Origin of the sequence: Ruminococcoides bili (assembly GCF_040093295.1) — a bacterium.
GTDB classification, from domain to species: domain Bacteria; phylum Bacillota; class Clostridia; order Oscillospirales; family Acutalibacteraceae; genus Ruminococcoides; species Ruminococcoides intestinale_A.
Map to the genome: position 1 here is coordinate 1 of NZ_JBBNJY010000088.1, position 1,494 is coordinate 1,494.

General features: G+C 34.1%; 2 protein-coding genes and 1 pseudogene. All 3 read right to left on the bottom strand.

What is annotated here, in order from left to right:
* Positions 1–205, bottom strand: a pseudogene (locus AAAY30_RS11460) (hypothetical protein); the annotation flags it as partial.
* Positions 206–384: 179 nt separating this feature from the next.
* Positions 385–912, bottom strand: coding sequence for a T6SS immunity protein Tdi1 domain-containing protein (locus AAAY30_RS11465; RefSeq protein ID WP_117913366.1), 528 nt, complete (start codon positions 910–912; stop codon positions 385–387).
* A 12-nt stretch (positions 913–924) separates the two neighbouring features.
* Positions 925–1,494: polymorphic toxin-type HINT domain-containing protein (locus AAAY30_RS11470; RefSeq protein WP_499215969.1), on the bottom strand; the 570-nt coding region annotated here is incomplete at its 5' end.

The window sequence follows — 1,494 nt, forward strand, 5'->3', positions numbered from 1 at the left end:
TCTTCAATTTTTGATTTTTCACTTTTTGACGAGGAACTGATACTATCAACGGTATCCTGCAAATTGCAAGTACTGCTGTCAACACCTTGAAAGTATTTTTCAGTGTTCCAAGCTGAACATCAAGATTACTTGATGATTTTATCAAATTATCAATCAGTCCACCAACACCATTGACTTTTTCTTTATATAGTGTTATTGTTGCCATAGGACACCTCCCCTCACATAATAGCTGTCATTTTGCTTTAAATGTATTGCCTCATAACATTCCACAAATCATTTCTTATTCTTTCAAAAGGCTTCATTCAACTTCATTCTCGTGTTATAATCATTATCTCAAATGTAATACTCCGTTAAGTCAGCTCTGTACAGTATCTTGACTCATCATTATAAATTAATTAACGGCATCATTATTTCCCAATATACTTCCATATCACTTATCTCCAAATTATCGACAACATCATCCCCGTTTAAGAATAACGGTACCTTGTATCCGGCACATTCATTGTGTTTTAATACATAGTGTTCCTGTTTTTCATACCACTCGTTAAAAAATTCTGATGCCAACGAGTCCTCATGATATTCTACGATTTCTACATTGTGAAAATCTTCAATAGTTACCGGGATATCAAAGACCTCACCCGTTCCCGGTTCAAACATAAGTACTGTACCCTGTAATTTTTTAACTGCAAATATTCTGCCAAGCCAATCATATGCAAAAACCTTGATTTGACCTTTATATGCTGGGAAAGTATGTACAACAATTTTACACCATTTTTCTATTTCCGACAGATTAAAAACACGATACATTCCATTTAAGAATGTTTTTCCTTCAACTGATGACAGAAATTCCTCAGGTGAATTACTAATTACCCCATCATTTAAGCCCACATATTTTTTAAATATTTCAAACATTTTACTCTCTCCTTACTTCATAGTAAACTTTCCAAGCACCGTACCTTCATGAAGGTTTTTAATAAGAATGTTAATTTGCTTTCCTAAACTTCTATTTACGCTTTTATCTAATCCATTCATATTAATTACATTATCTTGACCACCTAGTTGCAGATCAATTGTATGATCAACATCTTGATTAGAAGGAATAGCATTATCTTTTCTATAGCGTGATGTTTTTGTACCATTTCTCTTTCCTGCGACATTGGTTTTAACGGTGTATGCATCTGACAACGCTTTGCATTTAGCATCAGCCTGTGCTCTTTGTTCAGGTGTCCATCCTTCCTTATAAGACAATTCAGCATCATATGAGCCGTCCGAATTTTGAATTAAACGACAATTTGAGTTGTGAACCAAAATTGTATTTAAGCCAACAAAATATGTATGATAATCTTCAACTTGAAAGTTATAGACCTTAACCGATTCATCACCTAAGTTTTCTCGGTAAAGCTGTTCAACAAGGACGACATTTCCATTTTTATCAATAAGTTCTGCACCTATCCACAAGGCTTCGGCGCTGACAAAACCTTTATCTTTCACATA

Bases quoted from the DNA above. Each gene is read 5' to 3' on its own strand.
- AAAY30_RS11465 (WP_117913366.1), bottom strand. From the start codon at position 912: ATGTTTGAAATATTTAAAAAATATGTGGGCTTAAATGATGGGGTAATT.